Raw genomic sequence first — 23,435 nt, forward strand, 5'->3', positions numbered from 1 at the left:
GGGGCGGTCAGGTGCAGCGGTCGCCCCGGTTGATGCAGTTGGCGACGCGCTGCATCAGCTTGTCGTCGAAGACGTTGATGAAGTCACCGTGGTCCGTGCCGGCCTTGTGCAGCTGCTCGGGGAACGAGTCGACCGCGAAGCCGGGCCCGGGCGGTACGGCGTAGACGATGCGCTGCACCAGCTGCGGGATCGCCTTGAAGCCGCCCGGGCAGGCGCCGGTGCGCGGGTCCTCGAACGCTACGTGCGTACGGTGGTTGGCGCTGTCCGCGTTCGCGCCGTCCCAGCAGCTCTGGAAGCGGAAGGTGCGCACGACCTTCGAGCCCTGCGGGCAGATCGGGTACTTGTCCTTCAGCTGCCGGTTCTCGAACCCGGTGCAGCTCCACGAGGCGTTGGCGTTCGCGTCGCCATTGGTGAACGCCTTCGCGTCGCCCGTGATGATCCGCAGGAATCGCGGCATCGCCACGACCTTGCTCGTCGGATTCCCGTCGAATTTCAGGGTCACCGAGGAAGGCGTCTGGATCTCTCCGACGTTCTGGTCCTTTCCGCCGCCGTCCGCGCCGACGTCCGCCTCGTCCTTTCCGTTCTGCAACCGCAGGACCGGCCAGTAATAGGTCGACTTGTCACCTTGATTGCGGCAGCTCGTCTGCCCGTTCGCGAGATCGTCGTCGCTGGAGAAGGCGTCCGTCGCCTGATTTCCCACGTAATCGTGCATATGGTGAGCGCCATTGCTCACTCCGGGCGCGACGATGACATTGTCCGGGTTGAACTTGCCGTTCTCGTTGCGGCCGCAGGCCGTCGTGAAGGTGCCGCGCGAGGCCGCGCGCTGGTTGCGGGGTACCGCGACATTGGGCTGGACGGACTTGATGTCGACGAAATCGCTCGCGTCGGGGCCGTTGCCGTTGCCGGTGTCGCCGCCCGCGCCGTCGCCCGCCCCGCCGTCGGACCCGTCGCCGGGCTGCTGAGACGGCTGCTGCGACGGCTGCCCGGGCGGCTGTTGCGAGGGTGGCTGCGACGGCTGCTGCGGCTGCTCCGAAGGCCGCCCGGTGCAGGGCGCCATCCCGTCGAGCCCTTGCGGCGGGCGGCCGCCGGAGCGCCGGATGTCCTGCCCGATCCGGTCCAGGACGGCGCCGCGCTTGTCCTTCAGCGGGCCCAGGATGCTGTTCTGTACGAAGTTCGGGTCCTGCGCCGCGGCGGTCCGGTTCGAGGCGAGCCGCTGATAGGCCTCCGTGATCTGGCTGTCCAGCGTGGCCAGTTCACCGTCGACCCGGCCGCGCGCCCCGTCGGGCACATCGGGCAGGGAGGTGCCGACGTCCGGACAGTCGATGGTGGCCACTTGCCGCTGCTGCCCCTGCTGTTGCGCTTGCTGCCGCGTCCCGCCGCCCGCGTCCTGTCCCGGGTCCTCTTGGGCCGACGCGTACACATTGACCGCGACCAGCCCACCTCCGCCCAGGAGAAGTGCGGCCGACGCGATGGTCATCCGCGTCGTCAGCGTAGAGCGCCGTTTCCGTGAGGTGCGTCCCATGGGACTACGTACGCAACGGGAGTCGGCCGTGTTCAATCGACTCCCCGGAATTCTAGGAGACCGGCTCTCAGCGGCCCTGATCCAGATAGGCGATGACCGCGAGCACCCGACGATTGTCGTCGTCGGAAACCGGAAGCCCCAGCTTGGCGAAGATATTCGACGTGTGTTTCGCGATGGCCCGTTCGGTGACCACCAATTGCCCCGCGATCGCCGCGTTCGACCGCCCCTGCGCCATCAGTTCCAGTACTTCCAGTTCGCGCGGGGTGAGTCCGCCGAGCGGCGCGTCCGCGGCCCGCCGGGACAGCAGCTGCTGGATCACCTGCGGGTCCATCGCGGTTCCGCCCGCGGCCACCCGCCGCACCGCGTCGATGAACTGGTCCGCGTCGAACACCCGGTCCTTCAGCAGATATCCGACCGCGCCCGCCCCGTCGGCGAGCAGCTCCCGCGCGTACAACTGCTCCACGTGCTGCGAGAGCACCAGGACCGGAAGTCCGGGCCGCTCCCGCCGCGCCGCGAGCGCGCACTGGAGCCCCTCGTCCGTGTGCGAGGGCGGCAGCCGCACATCGACCACGGCGACGTCCGGATCCAACTCCGCCAGCGCTTTGGTGAGTTCGGGTCCGCTCTCGACGGCGGCGGCGATCTCGAAGTCGTACGCCTCGAGCATCCGCACCAGCCCGTCCCGCAGCAGGAACAGGTCTTCGGCTAGGACAACACGCAAGGGATCTCCATGGTCACCATGGTCGGACCGCCGGCGGGGGAGCCGACGGCGAGGACACCGTCGAATGTAGCGAGCCTGCGCTCGATACCGCTCAGCCCGCCGCCGGGCTCGATCACCGCGCCGCCCCTGCCGTTGTCGGTGACGGCGATCCGCAGATGCCCGTCGGTGTGCGTGATGTCGACCCAGATGCGGTCGGCGTCCGCGTGCTTCACGGTGTTGGCGAGGGCCTCGCTGACGGCGAAGTACGCGGCCGACTCGACCGGCGCCTCGGCCCGCCCGGCCAGCTCCACCTCCACCTCCGTCGGCACCGGAAGGCGCAGCGCCAACGCCCGTACCGCGTCCCCGAGGCCGCGCTCGGCGAGCACCGGCGGATGGATACCGCGCACCAGGTCCCGCAGCTCGGTCAGCGCCTCCGCCGACGATTGCCGGGCCTGCGCGAGCAGCGCCTTCGCCTTCGCCGGGTTCTTCTCGATCAGCGCCTCGACCGTGCCCAGGTCCATGCCGACCGCGACGAGCCGGGCCTGCGCCCCGTCGTGCAGATCACGCTCGATGCGCCGCAGTTCGGCCGCCGAGGTGTCCACGGCGTCCCGCCGCGTCGTCGTCAACACCCGTACGCGCTGCTCCAGTTCACCGGCGGCGGGCGCGAGCACGTACCGGGTCAGCAGGAAGTGCCCGCGCAGCAGCACGGGCGTGAGATACAGGCCGGCGGCGAGCAGCGCCGTCGCGAGCAGCGCGGACAGCAGGGCCGTGCCCTGCCCGCTGACCGGCACGAACCCGTACCACCAGCCGACGTGCGTGCCGTCCGTGAAGACCCGCCACAGCCCGGCCGCGAGCGCGTACCCCTCGACCGGGTAGACGATCAGCGCCGCGGGCAGCACGGCGGTGACGAACCCGGCCGTCATGTCGACGAGCAGCCAGCGCAGGTCCCGCCAGGTCGCCGGGTCGCTCAGCAGCAGGCGGCACCGCTCGGCCTGCCCGATGATCCCGTCCGGGAACGGCCGGTACGTCGCCGGGATGCGCACCCCGCACCATTCGGCCGCGACGGCCCGCCGCCAGTTCGCCCAGTGCCGCACGAGCCCGAGCACCCACGGCGTGGTCATGACGCCGACCCCGGCCACGATCAGCACGACCGACACGACCGACAGGACGAACAGGGTGATCGACCCGGCGATCCCGGCCACGGCGACCCACAGTCCCCGCAGCCCCGCCACCACGGCGCTCCGCGCTCTCGCACCCATGCCCCACTCCGTCCGTCCCACCTGCCCGACACCTCACAGTGTGGCCGGTGGCGACGCCCGGGTCAGTGGGAACGGCCCCCGTACCGGGGTGGCACTGAGTACACCCCGGCCGCGGATCAGCGGGCGGTTACCGGCGGCGCGTACTTGTAGCCGACGCGGCGCACCGTCTGGATCGCCTGACGGTGCTCGGCGCCCAGCTTGCGGCGCAGCCGGGCGATGTGGACGTCGACCGTGCGGCCGTCGCCGACATGCCCGTACCCCCACACGGTGGTGACGAGCGCGTCGCGGGTGTGCACCCGGTGCGGATGCGCGACGAGGTGGGCGAGGAGCTCGAACTCCAGGTAGGTGAGGTCGAGTTGACGCCCGAGGACGCTGGCGGTGCGCTGCGCGTCGTCGATCCCGATGAGCGCGTCGGACGGACCGGACGCGGAGTCGGCCCCGGACCCGGCGGGCGCGGCGTTCGCGACGGGGTGGGAAGCGGCAGGGTGGGAAGCGGCGGGCAGGGACGCGGTGGGCGGCGCCGGCTGCTGGTCGGCCGGCACGAGCACCAGGTAGCCGATCATCGGCGGCCGGCCCGGCAGCGTCGGCAGGGTGTGCGGCGGCGCGGGCAGCAGCGTGGCGCCCGGCGGCAGGAAGTCGGCCACGTCGACGGTGGGGACGAGGGCGGTGGGCGCGGTGGGCGCCACTTCGTCCCGGTCGACGGCGCGCAGCCGGGTGCGGGCGGGGGCCAGGGGGCCGGGGAGGGGGGAGAGTGAGCGGGCGTTAGCCATGAGTGGTCAACTCTTTCGCGCGAGAAGTCGTCTGAGGAAGGACGTACGTCGTGCGCGCGGACCGAAGGCCGCATCTCGAGACTTCGAGTACCGGCTTTAGAGGGCCTGCGCGTGCGTCGCGCGGCAACACACCCGGTCGAAGTCGTGATGCTGGCGGGAAGGCCAGAACGGCTCGAGGTCGTGACGACGACCCCGCGCGATGATGTTCTGGATACTGGCCATGCCCATATTGAAGCAGATGTAGTACGCAAAGGAGAGGGCGCCCGCAGAAGATGCGGGCGCCCCGATGCGCTCCATGGCCGAAATCAGACCTGGCCGGCCTTCTCCAGGGCGGAGCAGCAGGTGTCGACGAGCAGGCGCGTGACGACGTACGGGTCGACGTTGGCGTTCGGACGGCGGTCCTCTATGTAGCCCTTGCCGTCCTTCTCGACCTGCCACGGGATACGGACCGAGGCGCCGCGGTCGGAGACGCCGTACGAGTACTCGTTCCACGGGGCGGTCTCGTGCAGGCCGGTCAGGCGGTCGTCGATGCCGGCGCCGTAGTGCTTGACGTGGTCCATCGGCTTGGAGCCCTCGCCGAGCGACTCGGCGGCGGTGATGATCGCGTCGTACCCCTCGCGCATGGCCTTCGTCGAGAAGTTGGTGTGCGCGCCCGCGCCGTTCCAGTCGCCCTTGACCGGCTTCGGGTCGAGGGTCGCGGAGACCTTGAAGTCCTCGGCGGTGCGGTAGAGCAGCCAGCGGGCCACCCACAGCTGGTCGGAGACCTCAAGGGGGGCGAGCGGGCCGACCTGGAACTCCCACTGGCCCGGCATGACCTCGGCGTTGATGCCGGAGATGCCGAGACCGGCCTTGAGGCAGTTGTCCAGGTGGGCCTCGACGACGTCACGGCCGTGGATCTCGTCCGTGCCGACACCGCAGTAGTAGCCGCCCTGCGCGGCGGGGAAGCCGCCGACCGGGAAGCCGAGCGGGCGGTCGCCCTCGAAGAACGTGTACTCCTGCTCGATGCCGAAGATCGGCTCCTGCGCGCCGAACCGGGCCTCGACCTCGGCGAGCGCGGCCCGCGTGTTGGACTCGTGCGGCGTCATGTCGATGTTCAGGACCTCGCACATGACGAGCACGTCGCCGGAGGAGCCGCCGCCGCGGATCGGGTCCGGGTAGACCGCGACCGGCTTGAGGACGCGGTCCGAGGCGTGGCCCTCGGCCTGGTTCGTCGACGATCCGTCGAAGCCCCAGATGGGCAGCGCGTCCAGTGTCCCCGCCTGAGCGGAAGCACCGGCGATTATCTTCGTCTTCGAGCGGAGCTTGGCCGTCGGCTCGGTGCCGTCGATCCAGATGTACTCAGCCTTGAACGTCACGGGGGCCACATCCTCAGTCACGGGTCTCTTTCTGCCGGGCAGCTTGTCAACAGGCGATTTCCCGGCCGTTGCCCGTTTGTGAACCCCGTGTTACCGGAGGCGCCCGGGGCCGCGGACGTCCCGTGAACTCGTATGCGTCGCAGCCGTGACTCGTATGCGACGCAGCCGTCAGCCGCGGCCGAGGGCGTCCCGTACGGCCTCCTCGCTGCGGCCCACCACGGCCGTGCCGTCCTCGGCCGTGATGATCGGGCGCTGGATCAGCTTCGGGTGCGCGGCCAGGGCCTCGACCCACTGCTCGCGGCTGTCCGCGTCGCGCGCCCACGACGCGAGGCCGAGCTCCTTGGCGGCCGCCTCCTGGGTGCGGGTGATGTCCCACGGCTCCAGTCCGAGCCGGCCGAGAACGGCGCGGATCTCGTCGGGCGACGGCACGTCCTCCAGGTAGCGGCGCACCGTGTAGTCGGCGCCCTCCGCGTCGAGCAGGGTGAGCGCGCTGCGGCACTTCGAGCAGGCCGGGTTGATCCAGATCTCCATGGTGCCAACGGTACGCGAGAGGCTTCCCGTGACTCCCTCAAATGCTGTCTGGCCAGCGGCTTTTGTCAGTGGTCCGCAGTAGAATAGAAGCAGTGTTCGAGGGCTACGGGGGCTCTCGATTCGCGACAGGAGGATGCCTGTGCCGGCTGCCGCACCGACCTTGCTGGATCTGCCGTACGCGCCGCTCGCCAAGAGGCCGCTGCCCGCGGGACGGCCTCGTGACTGGTACATCACCCACAACCGCCGCCTCAAGGCCATGCGCCTCGCGATAGCCCTGCTCGACTCGGGCGTCTACCTGCCGAACCAGGCCCACAATCAGAGGATCCGGTCCACGGCCGAACTGATAGGAATCCACCCGCCGTCGGACACGACGTGCCACATGGTACGAACGCTGATGCGCTACTGCCGCTGAGCGACTGAACGAGCCCGTCCACCACATCCAGCCCCTCCGGCCGACCCCCCAGCCTCGCTTTGCGGACGAGAGGCAGCGGGGTCCGGGGCGGAGCCCCAGGGCTCCGCCCCATCGCCGGGCAACCCTATGAAGCCAGCTCCTTCTCCAGCGGCGTACGAAACCGCGGAGCGACCCGCACGGAACCCAGCCACGACGACAACCGGGCCGCCTCCGCCGGGACCCCCTCCCGCACGGCACGACCCCCCGAGGGATCGAGAAGCCGCCACACCACCTCACCATCGGCCCGCTGACCCCACCCGCCCACGATCCGCCCGTTCCACCACACCGTCGGCCCGATGTTGCCGCTGCCGTCGAACAGCGCGGCCCGCAGCTCCGGCGGGCAGTACCAGTCGCGCTCCTGCCAGCCCATCGCGGTCGGATCGAGCCCGGGAAGCAGCGCGGCCCACGGCTCCAAGTCGGTCGCCGGAGGCTCCAGTTGATCCGCGAGGACGTACCCCGTGGCGCCCCCGTCCAGGGAGACGGGCACCGCCCCCACCGCGGCCAGCGCCTTGCGTACGTCCGTCACCTTCCACCCCGTCCACCACTTCAGGTCCCCCTCCGTGGCGGGCCCGCACACCCCGAGCCAGCGACGCAGCAGCTCGGACTGTGCCTCGGCGGGCGGGAGTCCGGGATGCGGCGGCGCGACCGCCCAGCGGAACTGCGTCGAGGTCCAGGAGCCGAGCGGCCGCCCCCGCACCACGCGCCCCTCCACACCGAGCACCCGCATCAGTCGCGACGACACCGTGTGCGGCGACTCGTAGCTCCTCCCCTTGCCGTACGTGAACTGCTCGCGCAACCGGGGTTCGTCCACGACGAGTTCGGTGACCGTGGCCTCACCGCGCCGGGCCAGCGCGGCCAGCGCCGACTCCTCGACCTCCGCGAGCCACTCGGGGGTCAGCCGCCCGTCGCTGCCGACCACCATGTCCTTGAGCAGCGCCGCCCGTGCCTTCGCCGCGACCGCGAGCCCGGTCGAGGCGTGCACCGTCGCGGCCAGCTCGGCGGGGAACACGAACACCGTGTGACGCATCCCGTGCATCCGCACCAGCGTCCGGTCCTCGTACAGGGCGCGCTCCAGACCCCCGACCGTCCCGGCCGGATCCGCGAGCCGCGCCCCGACCGCCAGGTACACCGTCGCCGGATCCGTGCCGTGCAGCGCCACGAGGGAACGCGCGACCTCCTCGGGACCGGCCGCCCGCGCCGCGGGGGAGAGGCGGTGCGCGAGCGCGAGACGCACGCGCCGCTCGTCGTTGCCGATGTGCCGCGTGTTCATGCCGCACATCCTGCCGGAGACCCCGTGGGAGAAGTCACCTGATTGCCGTACTTGGCATGCGGGCTCCCGCAGGCGCACCGTTGACTGGAGCGACCGGCATGGCGGTCGAGCGGAGGTGTTCGGGATGGCGAACGTGCGAGGTATACGAGGCGCCGCTGCGGCCCTGCTCGCGACGGCCCTGGCCGTCGGCGCGGCGGGCTGCTCGGACAACGACACCAGCCCGTCCGACGCCGCCTCCAAGGCGGGCGGCCTGCTGGCGTCCGCGACGGCCGAGGCCCAGAAGAAGGTCGACGAGTTCAAGGCGGGCACCGAGGCCAAGGGCGACGTACGCCTCGGCGACGTGACCAAGGACGACGGCCGGGCCACGGTGCCGGTCACGGTCACGAACAAGGCCTCGGACGCGAAGTCGTACCTCGTCCTGGTCGCCTTCAAGGACAGCGGCGGCAACCGGCTCGACACGGTCGCCCTCAACGTGAACGACGTGGAAGGCGGCAAGTCCAAGAAGGCGGACGCCCGCAGCCACCGCTCCCTCGACGGCGACATCAGCGCCGACATCCTCCGCGCGCTGCGCCACTGAACGCCGGGGCCTGCGCCGTGAGCAGCCCCGCCGAACGCGCCGCACAGGGCAAACGCGCCCGCAAGTACGCCCCCCGGTCCTCGCACGCCCCCTGGATTCCGGCCGCCGACCGCCCCGACCCGGTCGTGGTCCTGGAACGCCAGGGCGCCGACCGCCTGCCCGATCTGCTCCCCGTCCGGTACGGGCGGATGGCCGCCGGCCCGTTCGCGTTCCTGCGCGGCGCCGCCGCCGTGATGGCGGGCGATCTCGCGGCGATACCCCACACGGGCCTGACCGTCCAGCTCTGCGGCGACGCCCACCTGTCGAACTTCGGCCTGTTCGCGTCGCCCGAGCGCTCCCTCCTCTTCGACCTCGACGACTTCGACGAGACGTACCCCGGACCCTTCGAGTGGGACGTCAAACGCCTCGCGGCCTCCGTCGCCGTCGCCGCCCGCGACAACGGCCACCCCGACAAACAGGCCCACCTCGCGGCCCTCGCCTGCGTCGGCGCCTACCGCGCGAACATGCGCCGCCTGGCCCGCCTCGGCGAACTGGCCGCCTGGTACGAGCGCGTCGACGCCCACGAACTCCTGCCGCTGATCCGCTCCGCACGCCACCGACGCCGCGCCGAACAGACCCTCGCCCAGGCCACCCGCCGCACCAGCCTGCACGCCCTCGCCAAACTCACCGAGACCACCCCGGACGGCCGCCGCCGCATCATCCACGACCCGCCCCTCCTGGAACCCGCGGGCATCTCCGACGCGGCCGCCCTGCGCAAGATGTTCGGCGACTACCGCTCCACGCTCGCCGAGGAGCGCCGCCGCCTGCTCGACCGCTACCGGTTCGTCGACGCGGCCCGCAAGGTCGTCGGCGTCGGCAGCGTCGGCACCCGCTGCTTCGTCCTCCTGCTCACCGGCCGGGACGCCGACGACCCGCTCTTCCTCCAGATCAAGGAGGCCGGCCGCTCCGTCCTCGAGGAGCACATCCCGTACCACGGCACCCACCTCCACCCCGGCCACCGCGTCGTCTCGGGACAGCGCCTCCTCCAGGCCGCCGGCGACATCTTCCTCGGCTGGATGACGGGCCCCCAGGGCCGCGCCTTCTACTGGCGTCAACTGCGCGACATGAAGGGCTCGGCGGACATCGCGGCCATGCCACCCGACGAACTCCTCACCTACGTCCGCCTCTGCGGCACCACGCTCGCCCGCGCCCACGCGCGCTCCGGCGACCGCATCGCCATCGCCGCGTACCTGGGCGGCGCGGACACCTTCGACCGGGCGACCGCCGCGTTCGCACTGCGCTACGCCGACCAGACCGCCAGGGACCACGCGACACTGCGCCGCGCGCTCTCGGCGGGCGTCCTGACGGCAGCCCCCCAGGCGTGACCCCCACGCGCGGCGCACCAGGGCGGCGCTTTCCCCGCCTGTGCGCCGGACCCGGGAGGACTACGCTCGGTGGAGTGCCGCCACCGCCCTCCGGAACAGCCTCCGAGCCCTACGCCGTCATCGCCGTCGCCGCGTCCGCCGGCGGCATCCACGGTCTGGTCACCCTGCTGGGCGGACTCGACGCCGAGCTACCGGTACCGGTGCTCGTCGTCCAGCACCTGGACCCCCGCCACCGCACCGTCCTCGCCGAGATCCTGGGCCGCCGCACCGAGCTCACCGTCAAACTGGCCGAACAGGACGAGGAGGTCCGCCCCGGCACCGTCTACGTCGCGCCCCCCGACCGGCATCTGCTCGTCGGCGTCGACGGCACGCTCACCCTCTCCCGGAGCGAACTCGTCCATTTTCTGCGGCCCTCCGCCGACCTGCTCTTCGAGTCCGTCGCCGGGGCCTACGGGCCGCGCGCCGTCGCCATCGTCCTCACCGGGACCGGGAACGACGGCGCCATGGGCGTCGACGCCGTGAAGTCGCGGGGCGGTACCGTGATCGCCCAGGATCCGCACAGCGCGGAGTTCAGAGGCATGCCGGAGGCGGCAATGGGTACGGGAGCAGTGGACTTCGTGCTACCTCTGGAGGAAATCCCCGCGGTCGTCCGCGGACTGGTCGAGATGAAGAGGCAGTAGGTACACGACGATGAGCGAGGCGCCCCGCGAGACGGAGACGGACGAGGAGCTGGAGGACCTCCTCGGTTTCCTCCGGGATGCCCGCGGCTTCGACTTCACCGGATACAAACGCTCGTCACTCGGGCGCCGCATCCGCAAGCGGATGGCCGACGTCGGGACGAACGCGTACGCCGACTACCGGGACCAGCTCGAGACGAACGCCGACGAGTTCCACGCCCTCTTCAACACCATCCTCATCAACGTCACCTCCCTCTTCCGCGACGCCGACACCTGGACATACCTCCAGCGTGAGGTGGTCCCCGAACTCCTCGACCGGCTCGGTTCCAAGGACGAGATCCGGGTGTGGAGCGCGGGCTGCTCCAGCGGCGAGGAGGCGTACTCGCTGGCCATAATGTTCGCGGAGGCCCTCGGCATCGAGGAGGCCCTGGCCCGCGTCAAGATCTACGGCACCGACGTCGACGAGGAAGCGCTGCGCGACGCCCGCTCGGGCCTGTACGCGGCCAAATCCCTCGAGCCGCTCCCGGCCGAGCTGCGAGACAAGTACTTCGAACAGAACGGCGCACAGTACGCCTTCCGTTCGGACCTGCGCCGCCGCGTCATCTTCGGCCGTCACGACATCACCCGCGACGCCCCCATCTCCCGCCTCGACCTGCTGCTCTGCCGCAACGCGCTGATGTACTTCAACGTCGAGGCGCAGACCCAGATCATCGACCGGTTCCACTTCGCGCTGCGCCAGGGAGGGTTCCTCTGCCTCGGCAAGGCCGAGATGCTGTTGAACGACGCCGACCGGTTCGACGTCGTCAGCATGCGCCAGCGCATCTTCCGCCGCCGCCCCGGCGACGCGAGCGCGCCCTACCAGCCGGCCCCGCCCAAGCTGCGCGCGGGGTTCGGGAGGGAGCTGCAGAGCGTGGCCCGCAGCCGGCAATTGCGTGATCTGATTCTCGACGCCGCGCCCGGCGCCGCCCTCGCCGTGGACCCCGAGGGCGTCGTCGTCCTCATCAACAACCACGCGCGACTCCAGTTCGGCCTGACCGCCAACGACATCGGCCGCCCCTTCCAGGACCTGGAGATCTCCTACCGTCCGGTCGAACTGCGCTCCCTGATCGACCAGGCCACCCACGAGCGCCGCACCCTGCGGGTCAACGGGGCACAGCGCAGGGTCGGCGAGGACATCCAGGTCTTCGACATCATCGTCCAGCCGCTGGCGGGCGACGGCGGACTGCCCACAGCGACCCACATCACGTTCACCGACGTCACCGTCACCACGCAGCTCAAGGCCGAGGTCAAGCGCGTACGCGAGGACCTGGAGACGGCATACGAGGAACTCCAGTCCACGAACGAGGAGTTGGAGACGACGAACGAGGAACTGCAGTCCTCCATCGAGGAGCTGGAGACGACGAACGAGGAGCTCCAGTCCACGAACGAGGAGCTGGAGACGACGAACGAGGAGCTCCAGTCCGGGAACGAGGAACTGGAGACCATGAACGAGGAGATGCGCATCCGCAGTGAGGAGCTGGACGAGGCCCGCGCCTTTCTGGAGGGCGTCCTCACCTCGGTGGCGGCCGCCGTCGTCGTCCTCGACAAGGACCTCACCGTGAAGAGCTGGAACCGGGGCGCCGTCGACCTGTGGGGTCTGCGCCCGGACGAGGTCGTCGACGAGCCCTTCTTCGGCCTGGAGTTCGGGCTGCCCCTCGAGCAGCTGCGCGCCGTGGTGGTGGAGTGCGCCAAGACCGGCAAGCGTGCCGCCCCCGTGGAGATCGACGCGGTCAACCGGCTGGGCCGTAGCTTTGGTTGCACCGTGCAGTGCAGCCCGTTCGACGGTCACCGGGGCGGTGTCGTCCTCTCGATGGAAGAAGCCCGAAGCGACGGTGCGGCCTGACCCGGCGGGCGTAGGCTCAACACATGGAACCCTTGGCCGGTTCGTCGACGCAGGCCGCGCTCGTCTGGCAGCGCGCGGCGCGGGCGCACGAGCGCGCCGAGCGTGCAATGGGGCTCGCGCGCCGCTACGAGTCGATGTCGAAAGGCGCCGCCGATGACCTCTACCTGCGCCTCGCTGACATCCACCGCTCCACCGCGTCCCGCCACCAGGTGGCCGCGAAGCTCCTGGAGGCGCACGCACGCCGGACCGGCCAGTGGGTCCGGGACGGCGGACCGCGTCCCCTGTTCATGACGGGCGTCGCCGAGGCTTGTGGCACGAACAGTGTCGCCATGACCCTCGTCGACGCCGCGCGCAACCAGCTCGCTACCGCCTCGTCCGACCAGCCCTCGTGCACGGCCCAGGACCTGGAGTTCGTACTCGGTGAGGGTCCGGGGCGGGACGCGGTGCACGGCGGCCTCCCGGTCGAGGCGTCGGGCACCACACTGACCACCCGCTGGCCCGGCTACGGGCCGGCCGTCAGAGCGCTGGGCATCGGCCAGGTGGTCGCGGTGCCGCTCCAGGTGTCCGGTGACTGCATAGGAGCTCTCGCGGTCTTCGACCCGTGCTCCGACCGCACGTCCACGGCGCTGTTCGAGCAGATTGCCGATGCGCTGACCCGCAGTGTGTTGGTCGGCCAGGATGCGGTACCCGGCCTCTTCGGTGGTATCGACTACCGGGCCGTGGTCCACCAGGCCGCGGGCATGGTCGCCGTCCATCTGCACTGTCAGGTCGCCGACGCACTGGAACTGGTCAAAGCCCGGGCGTTCTCCGACGGACGCCCCATCGGAGACGTGGCCCGGGATATCGTCCACGGACAACTGAAACTCGGCTGAAAGGTCTTCCACCGTGACGCTGCAGGAGCAGGAACTCGCGGCGGTCTTCGCCCATTTGGCGGGGGCGGCTGCCCGGGATCCGCTCGACACGCAGACCCTGCTCGCCACTCTGGTGGAGGGAGGCAGGCGGCTGTTCGACGCACCCGGCGCGATCGTGCATTACGCACCGGGCCGCTCGGCCGGCTACACCGACGGCACGGATGCCGCCCTGCGCGCCCTCGCTTCGGACGCCGTCGACTGGCGGGAGGGCCCCGGCTACGACGTCCGTACGACCGGCTGTGCCCTCATCGACGTGGACGTGACCACTCAGCCCACCCGGGCCCGCTGGCCGCGGTGGACCGCCCGCGTCAGGGCCCTCGGCCACGGCCGCGTCACCGCGCTGCCCCTGCCCGCCAAGGACGGCCCCGGCGGCGCCCTCGTCCTGTTCGGCCAGCCGGACTGCAACCTCGACGAGAAGGCCCTGTCCCTGGCCCGCTCCTTCGCCGACGCCGCCGCGCACACGCTCTCGCTCCAGCGCGAGGTGACCGAGAGCAGGGTCCTCGCGGGCCAACTGGAGCACGCCCTGACCTCCCGGGTCGTCGTCGAACAGGCCAAGGGCATCCTCGCCGCCCTGCACGGCCTCACCCTCGACGAGGCCTTCGCCCGCCTGCGCCGCTACGCCCGCTCCCACCAGCGCAAGGTCGCGGAGGTCGCCCGCGACATCATCGAGGGCCGCGACATCCCCCTCGAGCCGTAGGCTCTCCCCGGGCCCGGCCCCACCACGCCAAAAGGCCGCCGGCCGTGCCTCCCTCGCGGGGAGCACGGCCGGCGGCCTTTTGGCCTGCGGTTTTTAGATGTCGAAGTACAGCTCGAACTCGTGCGGGTGCGGACGCAGCTGGATCGGGGCGATCTCGTTCGTGCGCTTGTAGTCGATCCAGGTCTCGATCAGGTCGGACGTGAAGACGCCGCCGGCCTGGAGGTACTCGTTGTCCGCCTCGAGGGCGTCGAGGACCGCGGGGAGCGAGGTCGGGACCTGCTGGACGTTCGCGTGCTCCTCGGGGGCCAGCTCGTAGAGGTCCTTGTCGATCGGCTCGGCCGGCTCGATCTTGTTCTTCACGCCGTCGAGGCCCGCCATGAGCAGCGCCGAGAAGGCGAGGTACGGGTTCGAGGACGGGTCCGGCGCGCGGAACTCGACGCGCTTGGCCTTCGGGTTCGAGCCCGTGATCGGGATACGCATGGCCGCGGAGCGGTTGCGCTGCGAGTACACCATGTTGACCGGGGCCTCGAAGCCGGGGACCAGGCGGTGGTACGAGTTCACCGTCGGGTTCGTGAAGGCGAGGAGGGACGGGGCGTGCTTGAGGATGCCGCCGATGTAGTAGCGCGCCATGTCCGAGAGGCCCGCGTAGCCCTGCTCGTCGTAGAACAGCGGGTCGCCGCCGGCCCACAGCGACTGGTGGACGTGCATGCCCGAACCGTTGTCACCGAAGATCGGCTTCGGCATGAAGGTCGCGGTCTTGTTGTTGCGCCAGGCGACGTTCTTCACGATGTACTTGAAGAGCATCAGGTCGTCGGCCGCGGCGAGCAGCGTGTTGAACTTGTAGTTGATCTCCGCCTGGCCGGCCGTGCCGACCTCGTGGTGCTGGCGCTCGACCTGCAGGCCGTTCTTGTCCAGCTCCAGGGAGATCTCCGCGCGCAGGTCGGCGAAGTGGTCGACCGGCGGGGCCGGGAAGTAGCCGCCCTTGTAGCGGACCTTGTAACCGCGGTTGTTCTCGACGGCGCCGGTGTTCCAGGCGCCCGCCTCGGAGTCGATCTCGTACAGCGAGCGGTTCGCGGAGGTCTCGAAGCGGACCGAGTCGAAGACGTAGAACTCGGCCTCGGGGCCGAAGTACGCGGTGTCGGCGATGCCGGTGGAGGCGAGGTAGGCCTCGGCCTTCTTCGCCACGTTGCGCGGGTCACGGGAGTACTGCTCGCCCGTGATCGGGTCGTGGATGAAGAAGTTGATGTTGACCGTCTTGTCGCGGCGGAAGGGGTCGACGCGCGCGGTGGTCAGGTCGGCGCGGAGCGCCATGTCGGACTCGTGGATGGCCTGGAAGCCGCGGATCGAGGAACCGTCGAAGGCCAGCTCCTCGGTCGGGTCGAACGCCGCAGCCGGCACCGTGAAGTGCTGCATCACACCCGGCAGGTCGCAGAAGCGGACGTCTACGAACTTGACGTCCTCGTCCGCGATGAACTTCTTGGCGTCATCGGCGTTCTGGAACATCCAACTCCTCCTACTCCCACCCGGGGAGGGGCGGGGTTTGCAGCTCGGTCGTGAGGCCAGTGCGGTGGCACACGCTGGACCTGACCATAGGCAGACGTGGTTTCTCAAGCATGACCCATTTGTTTCGCCGAAGTTAACCGGACCAGGGGGGCCGGGCGGGTCGAGGGGTCCGGCGCAGTACCGTGGACGCGTGGACAACAGGGAAGCAATGGGATCGTGGCTGTCCGGGCCCCGCGAGGCCCTGGAACAGTCGGGCGCGGACTTCGGGTACCGCGGAGAGCAGCTCGGTCTGCCGGAGAACGGCCCAGGATCCGTCGCCCGCCCCGGCCGTCGCATCGGGGCCCTCGTCGTCGACTGGGCGTTGTGCATGCTGATCGCATACGGCCTGGTGACGCACGGCTACAACCAGGCTACGGGGAACTGGGCGCTGCTCATCTTCCTGGCGCTCGGGGTTCTGACGGTCGGCACGATCGGCTGCACGCCCGGAAAGCGGCTGTTCGGCCTGCGGGTCGTCTCCGAGGCGGGCGGGCGGCTGGGGTTCGGGCGGGCCGTGGTGCGTACGGTGCTTCTGTGTGTGGCCATCCCGGCGCTGATCTGGGACCGGGACGGTCGCGGCCTGCATGACCGGTTGGCCAGGTCGGTCGAGGTCCGCATCTGAGCGTCCGCCTGGTGCGGTCGTCTTGAGGGTGCGGCCCCGGTGGGGGCTGGTCGCGCAGTTCCCCGCGCCCCCGAAAACATGGGGCTGCGGCGAAGCCGCATGCCCCGGGGGCGCGGGGAACTGCGCGACCAGCCACGACGCTCCCGCAGCCGCCGACGAACAGCGCATCGCAAGACGAACAGCGCATCGCAAGACGAAGGGCGCCCCAGGACAGAAAGTCCCGGGGCGCCCTTCAACCACGTAGGCACAGCGGCAGCGTCAGCGCGTCTTGCCGCCACCCTTGGGCATCCGCATCCCCTTCGGCATGGGCCCCTTCGGCAGCGGCATGTTCGCCATCAGGTCGCCCATCGCCCGCAGCCGGTCGTTGGTCGCGGTGACCTGGGGGCCGGGCAGGACGCGGGGCAGCTTCAGCATGGTGGTGCGGAGCTTCTTCAGCGGCACCTGGCCCTCGCCGTTGCCGACGAGCAGGTCGTGGACCGGTACGTCCGCGACGATGCGGGCCATCTTCCTCTTCTCGGCGGCCAGCAGGGTCTTCACCCGGTTCGGGTTGCCCTCGGCGACCAGCACGATGCCGGCCTTGCCGACCGCGCGGTGCACCACGTCCTGGCTGCGGTTCATCGCGACCGCGGGGGTCGTCGTCCAGCCGCGCCCGATGTTGTCGAGTACCGCGGCCGCCGCGCCGGGCTGGCCCTCCATCTGCCCGAAGGCCGCTCGCTCGGCACGGCGCCCGAAGATGATCGCCATCGCGAGGAAGGCGAGCAGGAAGCCGAGAATTCCGAGATAGATGGGGTGACCGATCAAGAAGCCGATCGCGAGGAAGACACCGAAGGTGACGATTCCCACAGCCGCGAGTACAAGACCGATCTTCGAGTCGGCCTTGCGGGTCATCTTGTAGGTCAGAGCGATCTGCTTGAGCCGCCCCGTGTTTGCAGCGTCCGCTGCAGGTTCCTTCCTCGCCATGTTTGAAGTCTACGTGGCCCGGCGCCGCCGATGAACAGCAGCACCGGCCCCACGGTGGGTCAGCCCCTGGAGCTGACCGCTTCGAGGACGCGCTGGGCCTCGACCCGGTCCTTGGCGCGACGGCGGTCCTCCAGGACGGAGGTCCAGGCGTTGCGGCGTGCGGTGCGCTGGCCACTGCTCATCAGCAGCGACTCCACGGCACGCAGAGCGTCGGTGAAGGTCGGGATCGCGGTGGCGCGTACGGGCGCGGCCTGCATGGGTGAGGTCCCTCTCGAAGTCGGACACACCTTTGGTGAAAGGTGTACGAGGCGTGAGTACAGCGTCACTGATTGGTGTTACCAGGGCGTGACTGGACGGTCAAACGCCAGTGAAGCCTTGACGGTCGCTCATCAAACGCTGACGCGGCCCTGATGGTCGCCCTCATCTGCGGGGACGGTCAGGACCGCGTCATCTCGGCCGATACCGAGCGGTAGTCACTTGTGCGTGAATTCACACGCGAGGTGGGGCCTGTCGGGGTCAGACCGCCTGCGAAGCGACGTACGCGCCGCGCTTCTCGACAGCCATCTGGAACAGACGCCCCGCACGGTACGAGGAGCGAACCAGCGGGCCCGACATGACGCCGGAGAAACCGATCTGCTCGGCCTCCTCCTTCAGCTCCACGAACTCGTGCGGCTTGACCCAGCGCTCCACCGGGTGGTGGCGCACGGACGGCCGCAGGTACTGCGTGATGGTGATGAGCTCGCAGCCCGCGTCGTGCAGCTGGCGCAGCGCCTCGCTGACCTCGGCGCGCTCCTCGCCCATGCCCAGGATGAGGTTGGACTTGGTCACCAGGCCGTACTCGCGGGCCTCGGTGATGACCTTGAGCGAGCGGTCGTAGCGGAAGCCGGGGCGAATGCGCTTGAAGATGCGCGGCACCGTCTCGACGTTGTGCGCGAAGACCTCGGGGCGGGACGAGAAGACCTCGGCCAGCTGCTCGGGGACCGCGTTGAAGTCGGGGGCCAGGAGTTCGACCTTGGTGCGGCCCTCGGCGCGGTCCGCGGTCTGCGCGTGGATCTGGCGGACCGTCTCCGCGTACAGCCAGGCGCCGCCGTCCTCCAGGTCGTCGCGGGCGACGCCGGTGATCGTGGCGTAGTTCAGGTCCATGGTGACGACGGACTCGCCGACGCGGCGGGGCTCGTCGCGGTCGAGGGCCTCGGGCTTGCCGGTGTCGATCTGGCAGAAGTCGCAGCGCCTCGTGCACTGGTCACCGCCGATGAGGAACGTGGCCTCGCGGTCCTCCCAGCACTCGTAGATGTTGGGGCAGCCCGCTTCCTGGCAGACCGTGTGCAGGCCCTCGGACTTCACGAGGTTCTGCATCTTCGTGTATTCGGGGCCCATTTTCGCCCGGGTCTTGATCCACTCGGGCTTGCGCTCGATGGGGGTCTGAGCGTTACGGACCTCCAGGCGCAGCATCTTGCGTCCGTCGGGTGCGACTGCGGACACGACCGGCTCCCTAAAGCTTCGATTCCTCGGCGTACATCAGGGTACGCCCGTGATGTTCATGGCCCTTACGGATGGCCAACCTCTGGCCTTCGGGGTGCATTCCCCGCCCCCGTGGCCGGGGGCCGCTACGCCGGGGCTTTCTCGACGACGCGCGGGCGCAGGTCGGCGTTGCCGAGGACGGCCGCTAGGTGCTTCTCGGCGACCGGCAGCACCTCCTCGATGGTGACCTCGCGGCCCAGTTCGTACGAGAGCGAGGTGACGCCCGCGTCGCGGATGCCGCAGGGGATGATCTTGTCGAATTTCGAGGTGTCCGGGTTCACGTTCAGCGCGAAGCCGTGCATCGTGACGCCCTTGGCGACGCGGATGCCCATGGCGCAGATCTTGCGGTCCTCGCGCCGCTGGCCCGCGTTCGAAGGGGCGTACTGCGGCCCGTCGAGCCGCGGGTCGAACTCCGGGTCGGCCGCGCGCGGGTCGAAGTCGAGGGTGAGCCCGCCGAGCTCGGGGCGCTGCTCCACCGGGTCGCCGAGGACCCAGACGCCGGCCCGGCCCTCCACGCGCGACGTCTCGATGCCGAACTCCGCGCAGACCGCGATCATGGCGTCTTCGAGGCGGCGCAGATGCGCGACCACGTCCACCGGGCGGGGCAGCTTCTGGATCGGGTAACCGACCAGTTGTCCTGGGCCGTGCCAGGTGATCTTGCCGCCGCGGTCCACGTCGATGACGGGGGTGCCGTCGAGGGGGCGCTCCTCGGGCGCGGTGCGCCGGCCCGCGGTGTAGACCGCCGGGTGCTCCAGGAGCAGACAGGTGTCGGGCACCTCGTCGGCGAAACGGGCGGCGTGCACACTGCGCTGCTCGTCCCAGGCGACCTGGTACTCGACCATGTCCGCACCGAACCCCATGCGGACGAACCGGAACTCACTCACGGCAAGCGCCTCCCTTACCAGCTGACCAGCTGCACCGTGCATATATCGCGCCCTGAACAACTGTACGGCGCCCGCCGCGGGGCTCAGTGGGTGGGGAACAGGCGGTAGGACTCGTCGAGCTCCCTGACCTCGACCGAGCAGGTGATGCCGGGGGCCGCGGAGGTGTGTTTGTCCAGCAGGGCCAGTACGTCCTCGGAGAGCGAGGCCCGCAGCGACCGCGGACGGCCGGGGAGCAGCCCGACCTCCACGTGCAGGAAGGGGGCCGCGACGCCGTCCACGTATGTGGTGCTGGGGCGGGCGAAGGTCTTGCCGACGCCGACCGAGCGCACGTGCTCGACGACGAGGGGGTGGAGTTCCGCCACGAGGGCGGGGACGTCGACCGTGCCGGCGAGGCCGTCGGAGTAGTCGATGAGGATATGGGGCACGGGGCAGAACCTTCCAGACCTTCCAGGCACTTCGGTACGCCTGCACTTCGGTACGCGTGCACTTCGGTACGCGTGCACTTCGGTACGTCTGTACTTCGGTACGTCTGTACTTCGGTACGTCTGTACTTCCGTACGTCTTTACTTCCGTACTTCTGGGTGTAGCGCACAAGCATCGTATGTCTGAGCGGAGGCTGCCTCCGGACCGCCCCGTCCTCGCCCCGTCCTCGCCCCGCCCCGGCCCCGTTCCGTCCACTCCTCGCGCAATTCGTCACACGATCGGATGAAGGCGCCTCGAACGCCCCAGCGGGGGTGGATATCGCCGCTACATTCGCGCCGTTCCATGAGGGCTGCACCCCGGCCCGGAAGGCAGGAGACCGCACAACTGATGACGGAACGACCTCCGCAGCGCACACCGAACCGCCAGCTCGCCGCGCTCATCGCGGAGGCGGGATTCTCCAACGCGGGCCTCGCACGCCGCGTCGACCAGCTCGGGCTCGAACACGGTCTCGACCTGCGATACGACAAGACGTCCGTGACCAGATGGCTGCGCGGGCAGCAGCCGCGCGGGACGACCCCCGCGCTGATCGCCGAGGTGTTCACCAGACGGCTCGGGCGGCGCCTGTCCGCGCAGGACCTCGGGCTCGACGCGTGCGCACCCGTGTACGCGGGCCTCGAGTTCGCGGGCTCGCCCGAGGAGGCCGTCGACATCGTCAGCGGCCTGTGGCGCAAGGACTCCGGCAGCCACGCCGAACTCCGCAAGATCGCGTTCACCCCGGCCGGGCTCGTCGTACCCAGCCGGGACTGGCTGATCGGCCGCGCCGACGACCGGGTCGCCCGGGGCGAGGCCCTGCCGCGCATCCCGCTCCAGGGCCGTCCCGTCGTGCCCCGCCAGCGCACCCAGACCGAGCGCGGGCCCGGACACCGGGTGACCCCCGGCGACATCGCGGCGCTGCGCTCGGTCAGCGAGCTGTTCCGCGCGCTCGACCACGCCTACGGCGGCGGGCACGCACGGCAGGCCCTGGTGCGGTACCTGGAGCACGAGGCCGAGCCCATGCTGCGCGGCACGTACGGCGAACAGACCGGGCGGCGGCTCTTCGGTGCCGTCGCCGATCTCACCCGGCTCGCGGGCTGGACCTCGTACGACATCGCGGCGCACGGACTCGCGCAGCGGTACTTCGTGCAGGCGCTGCGGCTCTCGCAGGCCGCGGGGGACCGGATGTACGGCGCGTACGTCCTCATCACCATGAGCCGGCAGGCCGTCTACCTCGGTCACGGCCGGGAGGCGGTGCAGCTGGCGCGGGTCGCGCAGCAGGGCGTCGGGTCCTCGGCGCCGGCGGTGCTCCAGGCCCTGCTGCACGCCGTGGAGGCGCGCGGGCACGGGGTGCTGGGCGAGGTCCGGGCCTGTACGTCGTCGCTGGTGCGGGCCGAGCGGGCGCTCGAGGCGGCGCGGACCGGGGAGGACGTGCCGCACTGGGCGCGGTTCTTCGACGAGGCGCAGCTGGCGGACGAGTTCGGGCACTGCCACCGGGACCTTCAGCTGTACCGGACCGCGGCGCAGCACGCGGAGCGGTCGTTGCGGTTGCGGGCGCCGGGGTTCGCGCGGAGCCGGCTGTTCTGCCGGGTCGTGCTGGCCTCCGCGCGGCTCGGCCTCGGCGAGCTGGACTCGGCCTGCGCGCTCGGTGCGGAGGCGGCTGCCGCCGCGGCGGACATGCGGTCGGTGCGGGCGCACGAGTACGTGCGGGAGTTCGAGCGGCGCCTGGAGCCGTACCGCGACGCGGGGCCCGTCCGGGGGTACCGGGAGAAGGTCGCGGCGCTGGGCTGAACCCGGCGCGACGCGGGACCCGGGCCGCCGCACCCGCGGCCCGGGGTGCCCCCAGCGCTGCGGCGTGTCACATGTGGGCGGGGCGGCTCAAGCTGCCTCGCCCACTGTCATGCCCCGGGCCCGGGGTGGTGTCGCGGGGGAGGGCAGGCCCAGGTCCGTCAGGGCCGCGCGGGCCGCCCGGCGGGCCGAGTGCAGGGCGCCCTGGACCGTGCTGGTGGCCCGGTGGTCCCCGCAGACGTACAGGCCGTCGAGGAGCCGTACAGGGCGGCACGGGTCGTGCGGTGCGGGCATCGCGGGCACGGCGTGCGGGTCGTGATGGACGGCGAGGGTCTCCCAGCCGCTCGTCCCCGTGCCGTAGAGGGCCGCGAGATGGACCCGCAGCTCGCGGTCGGAGGGCGGCGCCCCGAGCACGGTCGACGAGACGAGCGTCCGCCCGGCCGGGGCCCGCGACGGGTCGACCTGGCTGATGACGGTGGTGTGCGCGACGGGCCCGAGCCGGTCGGCGTCGAGCAGCAGCGCCGGTTCGGTGAGCGGTGGCTCCGGTGCGGCGTGGTGCACGACCGTCACCGGGTGGAAGGGGGGCACGTGCAGGCCGGGCAGCAGCTCGGCGGCGGCGGTCGCGCCGGTCGCGAGGACCACGGCGCGGCACGGCAGCCGGCCGTGCTCGGCGGTGGTCACGGAGTTCGCCGAGACGGCCGTGACCCGGACGCCGGTGTGCACGGTGCCGGGCGGCAGCGCGGCCGCGAGCAGCTCGGGCGGCGTGTCCGCGCCGCCCTCCGGCACGGCGAGACGGCCCGCCGCGTACGCGTGCAGCGCGAGATCGGCGCAGCGGCTGGACGTCGTCAGCTCCGGATCGCACAACAGGGCCGACAGCAGCGGGCGTACGAAGCCGTGCAGGGTCCGGGCGGGCAGGCCGCGGACGGACAGGGCGCGCCCGGCGGGCAGTTCGGGGCGGGCGAGGAGGCGGGCGGGCCCGGTGGCGGCGAGCCGCGCGAGGGCCGCGCCGAGCCGCGCGTGGTCCAGAGGGCCGCCGAGCGGGGGGCGTGTGCCGCGCGGGGAGCGAGGGGCGGTCGCAAGGGCGCGTGCAGCGCTGAACGCGCCTCTCGCGCGCCGGGGAGCGGCCGGTTCGCCCGCCCGGTACCGACGGCCCTCGCTGTGCACCAGCACGCCGGGGGAGAACGGGCGCAGCACCAGTCCGTCCAGACCGGGCGTCCGGCGCAGTTCGGGGTAGGACGTGGACAGCAGCCGGCCGATCCGGTCGAGCCGGAACCCGTCGACCTTCTCGGTGGACATCCGGCCCCCGATCCCGCCCGCGGCCTCCAGGACCAGGACCCGAACGCCCATCCCGGTCAGGTGCCCGGCCACCGCGAGTCCCGCGACCCCGGCGCCCACGACGACGACCTCTGCTTCCGCGTGCGCGGGCTCCAGCACGTGCCCCTCCCAGAGTTACGCGGCCGACGGCGGCTCCTCCCGCAGGCGTCATGCCCCCAACAAGGCCGCGGAATGCCCCTGTTCGGGTCGAGATTAGGGCGGAGTCAGGCCGGAAACAGTCGCGCGTCGGGGCGGCACAGGGGCACACACCGCGCGGAAGTGCGCCCCCTTACGCGGCGCAGGCGCGGTTCCTACGCCGAGGCGAGCGCCCTTTTTCACGGCGCGGAGGCGGTCCCTGCGCCGAGGCGAGCGCCCCCTTTCGCGGCGC

Annotated in this window: 24 protein-coding genes; 9 read left to right on the forward strand and 15 right to left on the reverse strand. The window is 71.1% G+C overall.

Features of this window, described 5'->3' with window-relative positions; genetic code table 11:
- Positions 1-7: 7 nt before the first annotated feature.
- The 7 genes from ABD366_RS18050 to ABD366_RS18080 all read right to left on the reverse strand — a co-directional run bounded on the left by ABD366_RS18050 (position 8) and on the right by ABD366_RS18080 (position 6,134).
- Positions 8-1,522: a DUF1996 domain-containing protein gene (locus ABD366_RS18050; protein ID WP_324766503.1), complete on the reverse strand. Its 1,515-nt coding sequence runs from the start codon at positions 1,520-1,522 to the stop codon at positions 8-10.
- A gap of 67 nt (positions 1,523-1,589) precedes the next feature.
- A complete protein-coding gene (locus ABD366_RS18055) occupies positions 1,590-2,240 on the reverse strand; it encodes a response regulator transcription factor (protein WP_324766502.1) in 651 nt (216 codons plus the stop codon).
- Positions 2,225-3,478 carry a sensor histidine kinase gene (locus ABD366_RS18060; protein ID WP_324766501.1) on the reverse strand — a complete coding sequence of 418 codons (1,254 nt, stop codon included), beginning with the start codon at positions 3,476-3,478 and terminating at the stop codon, positions 2,225-2,227. Before ABD366_RS18060 ends, ABD366_RS18055 begins: the two co-directional genes overlap by 16 nt.
- A gap of 116 nt (positions 3,479-3,594) precedes the next feature.
- Positions 3,595-4,248 carry a winged helix-turn-helix domain-containing protein gene (locus tag ABD366_RS18065; protein ID WP_324766500.1) on the reverse strand — a complete coding sequence of 218 codons (654 nt, stop codon included), beginning with the start codon at positions 4,246-4,248 and terminating at the stop codon, positions 3,595-3,597.
- A 96-nt stretch (positions 4,249-4,344) separates the two neighbouring features.
- Positions 4,345-4,545, reverse strand: a complete 201-nt coding sequence (locus tag ABD366_RS18070) for a hypothetical protein (protein ID WP_324766508.1) — start codon at positions 4,543-4,545, stop codon at positions 4,345-4,347.
- 8 nt (positions 4,546-4,553) lie between these two features.
- Positions 4,554-5,603, reverse strand: a complete 1,050-nt coding sequence (gene glnII / locus ABD366_RS18075) for a glutamine synthetase (RefSeq protein ID WP_324766499.1) — start codon at positions 5,601-5,603, stop codon at positions 4,554-4,556.
- Between the two features lie 168 nt (positions 5,604-5,771).
- Positions 5,772-6,134, reverse strand: a complete 363-nt coding sequence (locus ABD366_RS18080) for an arsenate reductase family protein (RefSeq protein WP_324766498.1) — start codon at positions 6,132-6,134, stop codon at positions 5,772-5,774.
- Positions 6,135-6,267: 133 nt separating this feature from the next.
- Here ABD366_RS18080 and ABD366_RS18085 point away from each other — a divergent pair, with 133 nt between their 5' ends.
- Positions 6,268-6,546 (forward strand): hypothetical protein, encoded by a 279-nt coding sequence (locus ABD366_RS18085; protein ID WP_324766497.1) that lies wholly within the window; start codon positions 6,268-6,270, stop codon positions 6,544-6,546.
- 124 nt (positions 6,547-6,670) lie between these two features.
- Here the strand turns inward: ABD366_RS18085 and ABD366_RS18090 are convergent, their stop codons facing one another.
- Positions 6,671-7,855, reverse strand: a complete 1,185-nt coding sequence (locus ABD366_RS18090; RefSeq protein ID WP_324766496.1) for a winged helix DNA-binding domain-containing protein — start codon at positions 7,853-7,855, stop codon at positions 6,671-6,673.
- Between the two features lie 124 nt (positions 7,856-7,979).
- Between ABD366_RS18090 and ABD366_RS18095 the strand changes: the two genes are divergently transcribed.
- The 6 genes from ABD366_RS18095 to ABD366_RS18120 all read left to right on the forward strand — a co-directional run bounded on the left by ABD366_RS18095 (position 7,980) and on the right by ABD366_RS18120 (position 13,963).
- Complete coding sequence (locus ABD366_RS18095) at positions 7,980-8,432, forward strand: hypothetical protein (protein ID WP_324766495.1); 453 nt, start codon at positions 7,980-7,982, stop codon at positions 8,430-8,432.
- Between the two features lie 17 nt (positions 8,433-8,449).
- On the forward strand, positions 8,450-9,796 hold the full coding sequence (locus tag ABD366_RS18100; protein WP_324766494.1) for a DUF2252 domain-containing protein: 1,347 nt from the start codon (positions 8,450-8,452) through the stop codon (positions 9,794-9,796).
- A gap of 74 nt (positions 9,797-9,870) precedes the next feature.
- Positions 9,871-10,476, forward strand: a complete 606-nt coding sequence (locus tag ABD366_RS18105; protein ID WP_324766493.1) for a chemotaxis protein CheB — start codon at positions 9,871-9,873, stop codon at positions 10,474-10,476.
- A 10-nt stretch (positions 10,477-10,486) separates the two neighbouring features.
- Positions 10,487-12,355: a CheR family methyltransferase gene (locus ABD366_RS18110; RefSeq protein WP_324766492.1), complete on the forward strand. Its 1,869-nt coding sequence runs from the start codon at positions 10,487-10,489 to the stop codon at positions 12,353-12,355.
- Between the two features lie 23 nt (positions 12,356-12,378).
- Positions 12,379-13,227, forward strand: a complete 849-nt coding sequence (locus tag ABD366_RS18115) for a GAF and ANTAR domain-containing protein (RefSeq protein WP_324766491.1) — start codon at positions 12,379-12,381, stop codon at positions 13,225-13,227.
- A 13-nt stretch (positions 13,228-13,240) separates the two neighbouring features.
- Positions 13,241-13,963 carry an ANTAR domain-containing protein gene (locus tag ABD366_RS18120; protein ID WP_344442076.1) on the forward strand — a complete coding sequence of 241 codons (723 nt, stop codon included), beginning with the start codon at positions 13,241-13,243 and terminating at the stop codon, positions 13,961-13,963.
- Between the two features lie 93 nt (positions 13,964-14,056).
- Here ABD366_RS18120 and glnA read toward each other — a convergent pair whose 3' ends face one another.
- Positions 14,057-15,466, reverse strand: coding sequence for a type I glutamate--ammonia ligase (gene glnA, locus ABD366_RS18125; protein ID WP_324766489.1), 1,410 nt, complete (start codon positions 15,464-15,466; stop codon positions 14,057-14,059).
- A 190-nt stretch (positions 15,467-15,656) separates the two neighbouring features.
- Here glnA and ABD366_RS18130 point away from each other — a divergent pair, with 190 nt between their 5' ends.
- Positions 15,657-16,124 (forward strand): RDD family protein, encoded by a 468-nt coding sequence (locus ABD366_RS18130; protein ID WP_324766488.1) that lies wholly within the window; start codon positions 15,657-15,659, stop codon positions 16,122-16,124.
- 258 nt (positions 16,125-16,382) lie between these two features.
- Here ABD366_RS18130 and ABD366_RS18135 read toward each other — a convergent pair whose 3' ends face one another.
- The 5 genes from ABD366_RS18135 to ABD366_RS18155 all read right to left on the reverse strand — a co-directional run bounded on the left by ABD366_RS18135 (position 16,383) and on the right by ABD366_RS18155 (position 19,914).
- A complete protein-coding gene (locus ABD366_RS18135) occupies positions 16,383-17,084 on the reverse strand; it encodes a DUF4191 domain-containing protein (RefSeq protein ID WP_324766487.1) in 702 nt (233 codons plus the stop codon).
- A gap of 59 nt (positions 17,085-17,143) precedes the next feature.
- Positions 17,144-17,341 carry an SCO2195 family GlnR-regulated protein gene (locus tag ABD366_RS18140; protein WP_324766486.1) on the reverse strand — a complete coding sequence of 66 codons (198 nt, stop codon included), beginning with the start codon at positions 17,339-17,341 and terminating at the stop codon, positions 17,144-17,146.
- 259 nt (positions 17,342-17,600) lie between these two features.
- A complete protein-coding gene (lipA, locus tag ABD366_RS18145; protein WP_324766485.1) occupies positions 17,601-18,566 on the reverse strand; it encodes a lipoyl synthase in 966 nt (321 codons plus the stop codon).
- Positions 18,567-18,691: 125 nt separating this feature from the next.
- The gene (lipB, locus tag ABD366_RS18150; RefSeq protein WP_324766484.1) at positions 18,692-19,489 is read right to left on the reverse strand and encodes a lipoyl(octanoyl) transferase LipB; all 798 of its coding nucleotides are present in this window, start codon (positions 19,487-19,489) and stop codon (positions 18,692-18,694) included.
- Between the two features lie 83 nt (positions 19,490-19,572).
- Positions 19,573-19,914 carry a 5-carboxymethyl-2-hydroxymuconate Delta-isomerase gene (locus ABD366_RS18155; protein ID WP_324766483.1) on the reverse strand — a complete coding sequence of 114 codons (342 nt, stop codon included), beginning with the start codon at positions 19,912-19,914 and terminating at the stop codon, positions 19,573-19,575.
- 385 nt (positions 19,915-20,299) lie between these two features.
- Between ABD366_RS18155 and ABD366_RS18160 the strand changes: the two genes are divergently transcribed.
- Positions 20,300-21,736 carry an NsdA family TPR-like regulatory protein gene (locus ABD366_RS18160; RefSeq protein ID WP_324766482.1) on the forward strand — a complete coding sequence of 479 codons (1,437 nt, stop codon included), beginning with the start codon at positions 20,300-20,302 and terminating at the stop codon, positions 21,734-21,736.
- 87 nt (positions 21,737-21,823) lie between these two features.
- On the opposite strand, the gene ABD366_RS18165 is transcribed toward ABD366_RS18160, so the two are convergent.
- A complete protein-coding gene (locus ABD366_RS18165) occupies positions 21,824-23,167 on the reverse strand; it encodes an NAD(P)/FAD-dependent oxidoreductase (RefSeq protein ID WP_344442080.1) in 1,344 nt (447 codons plus the stop codon).
- Positions 23,168-23,435: the final 268 nt, after the last annotated feature.

The organism is Streptomyces kunmingensis (assembly GCF_039533535.1).
GTDB lineage: Bacteria > Actinomycetota > Actinomycetes > Streptomycetales > Streptomycetaceae > Streptomyces > Streptomyces kunmingensis.

Bases quoted from the DNA above. Each gene is read 5' to 3' on its own strand.
- ABD366_RS18050 (WP_324766503.1), bottom strand. From the start codon at position 1,522: ATGGGACGCACCTCACGGAAACGGCGCTCTACGCTGACGACGCGGATG.
- ABD366_RS18060 (WP_324766501.1), bottom strand. From the start codon at position 3,478: ATGGGTGCGAGAGCGCGGAGCGCCGTGGTGGCGGGGCTGCGGGGACTG.
- ABD366_RS18065 (WP_324766500.1), bottom strand. From the start codon at position 4,248: ATGGCTAACGCCCGCTCACTCTCCCCCCTCCCCGGCCCCCTGGCCCCC.
- ABD366_RS18070 (WP_324766508.1), bottom strand. From the start codon at position 4,545: ATGGAGCGCATCGGGGCGCCCGCATCTTCTGCGGGCGCCCTCTCCTTT.
- ABD366_RS18080 (WP_324766498.1), bottom strand. From the start codon at position 6,134: ATGGAGATCTGGATCAACCCGGCCTGCTCGAAGTGCCGCAGCGCGCTC.
- ABD366_RS18085 (WP_324766497.1), top strand. From the start codon at position 6,268: ATGCCTGTGCCGGCTGCCGCACCGACCTTGCTGGATCTGCCGTACGCG.
- ABD366_RS18090 (WP_324766496.1), bottom strand. From the start codon at position 7,855: ATGAACACGCGGCACATCGGCAACGACGAGCGGCGCGTGCGTCTCGCG.
- ABD366_RS18095 (WP_324766495.1), top strand. From the start codon at position 7,980: ATGGCGAACGTGCGAGGTATACGAGGCGCCGCTGCGGCCCTGCTCGCG.
- ABD366_RS18110 (WP_324766492.1), top strand. From the start codon at position 10,487: ATGAGCGAGGCGCCCCGCGAGACGGAGACGGACGAGGAGCTGGAGGAC.
- ABD366_RS18115 (WP_324766491.1), top strand. From the start codon at position 12,379: ATGGAACCCTTGGCCGGTTCGTCGACGCAGGCCGCGCTCGTCTGGCAG.
- glnA (WP_324766489.1), bottom strand. From the start codon at position 15,466: ATGTTCCAGAACGCCGATGACGCCAAGAAGTTCATCGCGGACGAGGAC.
- ABD366_RS18135 (WP_324766487.1), bottom strand. From the start codon at position 17,084: ATGGCGAGGAAGGAACCTGCAGCGGACGCTGCAAACACGGGGCGGCTC.
- ABD366_RS18140 (WP_324766486.1), bottom strand. From the start codon at position 17,341: ATGCAGGCCGCGCCCGTACGCGCCACCGCGATCCCGACCTTCACCGAC.
- ABD366_RS18160 (WP_324766482.1), top strand. From the start codon at position 20,300: ATGACGGAACGACCTCCGCAGCGCACACCGAACCGCCAGCTCGCCGCG.